The following is a 4,040-nucleotide window of genomic DNA, read 5'->3' as shown; positions in this document are numbered from 1 at the left end:
CGTGCAGAAGAACGTCCTCGACCGCCAGCGGTGGTCGAGCCGCGAGCAACTACGGCTGGCGATCGTGACATGGATCGAGAAGACCTATCACCGCAAACGCCGTCAACGACGCCTCGGCAAGCTCACCCCGATCGAGTTTGAGACAATCAACCGGACCGCACACGCGGCCTGAATCACTCAACCCCACGAGTCAACTGAACTCGGGGCAGTCCCTAATACAAGAAACGGTTGCACATATTCGTCCTGAGTTCGATGTCAAAACTTCGTCAAGCGCGACGCTGGTGCGGCCGACTGTGACGATATTGACTTCTACGGTTACCGGGCTATCTTCTCTCACCAACTCCGAGTCGAAGTCAATGCTCAGGTGCCGAACCACGTACGAATGACCTAACGTTGGCACGGTTTGTGCGAGCAAAACCGCGCGGCACTCGTCCAATAATGTCAGGTATGCTGCGTCATTGACATGCCCGAGAGAGTCGATGTCAGACCACCTCAATTCGATCTTACGCTTCATGTCGACTACATTTCGATGACTCGTCGACCGACTCTGAATGTCGCGATCGGTTGTTCTTCGAGGCTGCGCCGAGGTGGATCCAAGCTCAGTCTGGCATCCGTTAGTATGCCCGACAATCGCGAAAGCATCTCTTTATAGTGCGTCGAATAATCACTCGGATTTGCGCGTCTGATGCCCATTAAGCTCGGCGAATGCTCTTCGGCGGGCGCGCGCTGATTCGTAGCGTTGAACCTCGACGTCGTTGAGCGGGATAACCTGCGAAACGGCGCGCGGACGGCCAGTTTCGTCAACGGCGACCATGGTAAAGTAAGAACTGTTTGTGTGCCGCCGATCGCCTGTTTCTATATGCTCAGCCTCAATTCTGATGCCAACTTCCATCGAAGTTCTGCCCGTGTAGTTGATGGAAGCGGAAAACGTTACAAGTTCGCCGACGTGAATTGGTTCTCGGAAGATGACCCGGTCGACAGATAGGGTGACCACGTATGAACGGGCGTACTGCGTCGCGCAAGCGTAGGCAACCTGGTCGAGAAGTTTCAGTAGAGCGCCGCCGTGGATGTTTCCAGAAAAGTTGCTCATGTCTGGTGTCATCAAAACCGACATGAGTAGTGACCGGGGACCGTGTTCGCGTTGGTCGCTATCATTTGTTTCGATTTTTTTCATGCGAGCCCACTAGCGCACGATTCTCGATGTACTTGACGCTCGCCCCGGTCCCAAAGAAAAGCTTTCGTTTTACGTAGTTTTTTTCTCATGGACCATGCTTTCTAGTTTTGGGCATGCAAACAGCCGCGCGAGTGGGTGCAGTTCAATCCTATACCAATTGCGGATCTCAGGGAAGCCCTACACCGCGTGGACTTTTGAGACAATCAAAGGCTGATTGGCTACTCTGTACACGGAAAGGAGCGCGGCGGAAGGGTGGTCACACAACCGAGCGTGAGTTTTTGACTTGTGCCGATGCAGCGTTGTCACGGGGCCCCACGACGGCGAACCTGCGTTGAATGACAGAATTTAGTCCATTTAATTCGATTACGTCTCGTAGAATAGTCATTTAGCGTGGCACCGGACGACGCGTCTAAGAATTTAGAGTAGCGCTCACATGCCGTCAACTGAATCAATGCGCACCTGCATGTTCGGTATCGACTTAGTAGAGTATGTTGGTAAGAAATTCTGTAAGTCACATTCCGAGAGCAATCAAACTATGATTCATTTCATGTGTCGCCTTAACCCGATCTAAAGGGCAGTTGAAAATTCTCGAAGAAAGGCAACAGTTGAGAAAAGTGTACAAGTCGGGTTCATGGAGCATCAGCCCGTTCAATCCTGCGGCATCGGCAAATCGGCCCCATTTCACTGATAGTCTGGTTGAGTCAGTCGTATCCCGTACTTTTCTCGACAAATGTTGAGGCAGGCAAAACTTACTTGATTGGTGGTTTCGACATGGAACTTCGTCACATACGATACGCTGTCGCAGTTGCGGAGGAGCAGCATTTCAGCCGAGCCGCTAAGCGCCTAGGCATTGCGCAATCGGCACTCAGCAGCCAGGTCAAAGATTTGGAGCGTGAATTGGGCGTAGTTCTTTTCGACAGAACCAGTAGGAGTTTCAAGCTTACCGATGCTGGTCGTGTTTTTTTAGACCGCGCCCATGTACTGCACAAGTCGATCGACCGCCTTATTTCCGACGTTAAAGAATGCGCGGGTAGCGAAAGGTTGCGACTGAGGGTGGGAATGAGTCAGTCGCTACCCGGTACGAATGTTGTGCAGCACATTGCGGCCTTGCTTCAAGTACTACCGGCTACTGAAGTCACTCTACTGGCGCAATCGGACAGTTTGACGATTGATTCGCTTAACAGTGGTGACCTTGATCTGGGTATCGTCCGAACGTTGCTCACTCCTGTTCGAATGCCGTTGGTTGCGAATGAGTTGTTCAAGGAAAATTTGGCATTGTTTACTTCTCGTCGGAATGCATTAGCAACGCGCACGCGGGTGGAGATGACGGACCTTGGTGGATGTGCTTTTATCGATTTTCCGGCGGGTACAGATCGCCGGACTATAATGGATGAAGTCTTTCGGAGATCAGGTGTCTGTCGTAGAGTTGTGATCGAAGCTGACTCGACTACGCTGATGTCCAAAATGATTGATTTGGATTTGGGAATAGCGTTAATGCCTGCGTCGTTATCCGCTGAGTGGCCAGAGTTAGCGGAAATTGAGGTTGCCGATGCGCCTGAAAAAGCAGTTTTTGTCGTTGCCAATAGAACAACAGGTACCTCGGTGAGCGCATTATTCTTGCAATTACTTTCTGCTAATTCGACATCCTGAGAAACATCTGAAGTGTCGAGTGAACAGGAATAGTTTGGCCATCCAGCCCAGAAGTGCGGCCCGACAGCTGAAATTCGTGAACCGTAGCGACTACGTATGGAGGAAAATTGAGATAGGAGCGGTCTCTTGGATTTAACGATATTTTCGAGTTCAAAAGTGCTTCGCGCGAATCGATACATTGTTACTATGTCTGTACTGGCAGCTGGCCCGCGCGATTTAGCGTGAAGCCAATGGTGCTGCACTTTTCTAAGGCAGTACTTTTCGACAGTATGCGACTGATTGTGTCATGTTTATGTGGTGGGGACTAGTCTCCGGCATTGAGTGCGAAGGCTAGGACGACTTCGGATACGGGTCAATGGCCTGGTTCCGCATGGTGTAAGCATTCGTACCCGGCTCCGTGGGCCACGGACCATCCGGATATTGCGCACAGAGGCGCTCGTGGGGGTTCTGATTTATTTAGGAAGTTGGAGTAACGCCCGAACTTCATAAGACGCAAGAATAGTTGCCACATAATATTTCCTTTGATGAAGGAGTGACGATCCGCTGACTTCGGTATAAGGACAAGCCAGGCAGGTCGCACCGATTTGCTTACAAGTTTGAAGTACGCCGGCACGGGCTATGAAAACCAACTGGTCCGCGTCTGTTTGTTTTCAAATCTTGATACAGAATTCATTTAGTTGCTGGGCTCCCGATTTTAGTGCTATTGGTTTTGGTCGCGGAGGTTGAAGGCGCGGTCGACGGATTCGACGATCTGTTGATATCCGGTGCAGCGGCAGAGGTTTCCGGAGATGGCGTCGCGGATTTCGTCTTGGGACATGTCGGTGCCGTCGTCGTAGATGGGTTTGAGGGTCATGAGGAATCCGGAGGTGCAGAAGCCGCATTGGAGTCCGTGGCAGGCAGAGAAGGATTCTTGGAGGGGGTGGAGGGTTCCGTCTTTGTCGGCGAGGCTTTCGACGGTTTGGACGATGGCGCCTTCGGTTTGGACGGCGAGGGTCATGCAGGATCGGGTGGGTTCGTTGTCAACGAGTACGGTGCAGGATCCGCAGACCCCGTGTTCGCAGCCGACGCGTGTTCCTCGGAGGCCGAGGTTGTGGCGGAGGAAGTCCGAGAGGAGTGTGCGTGCTTCGACTTCGCGGGTGTAGGTCTTGCCGTTGACCTCTACTTCGATGGTGTGTTTGCTCAACGGGCGCTCCTTGCTCGGTCGGTGGCTGTGTTT

The 4,040-nt window shown here is 52.2% G+C and carries 4 protein-coding genes and 1 pseudogene; 2 read left to right on the top strand and 3 right to left on the bottom strand.

The window, feature by feature from the left end:
• Positions 1 to 172 (top strand): annotated as a pseudogene (locus tag RFA01S_RS28395) (IS3 family transposase); the annotation flags it as partial.
• A gap of 18 nt (positions 173 to 190) precedes the next feature.
• On the opposite strand, the gene RFA01S_RS28610 reads toward RFA01S_RS28395, so the two are convergent.
• Both RFA01S_RS28610 and RFA01S_RS27190 read right to left on the bottom strand, forming a co-directional pair.
• Positions 191 to 514 carry an acyl-CoA thioesterase gene (locus RFA01S_RS28610; RefSeq protein WP_032407985.1) on the bottom strand — a complete coding sequence of 108 codons (324 nt, stop codon included), beginning with the start codon at positions 512 to 514 and terminating at the stop codon, positions 191 to 193.
• 150 nt (positions 515 to 664) lie between these two features.
• A complete protein-coding gene (locus RFA01S_RS27190; RefSeq protein ID WP_052060829.1) occupies positions 665 to 1,174 on the bottom strand; it encodes an acyl-CoA thioesterase in 510 nt (169 codons plus the stop codon).
• A gap of 771 nt (positions 1,175 to 1,945) precedes the next feature.
• Between RFA01S_RS27190 and RFA01S_RS27185 the strand changes: the two genes are divergently transcribed.
• On the top strand, positions 1,946 to 2,824 hold the full coding sequence (locus tag RFA01S_RS27185) for a LysR family transcriptional regulator (RefSeq protein ID WP_072692271.1): 879 nt from the start codon (positions 1,946 to 1,948) through the stop codon (positions 2,822 to 2,824).
• A gap of 700 nt (positions 2,825 to 3,524) precedes the next feature.
• Here RFA01S_RS27185 and RFA01S_RS27180 read toward each other — a convergent pair.
• A complete protein-coding gene (locus RFA01S_RS27180; protein WP_072692270.1) occupies positions 3,525 to 4,007 on the bottom strand; it encodes a (2Fe-2S)-binding protein in 483 nt (160 codons plus the stop codon).
• Positions 4,008 to 4,040: the final 33 nt, after the last annotated feature.

Origin of the sequence: Rhodococcoides fascians NBRC 12155 = LMG 3623 (assembly GCF_001894785.1) — a bacterium.
Taxonomy (GTDB): Bacteria; Actinomycetota; Actinomycetes; order Mycobacteriales; family Mycobacteriaceae; genus Rhodococcoides; species Rhodococcoides fascians.
This window is presented reverse-complemented; position numbering and strand designations above follow the sequence as displayed.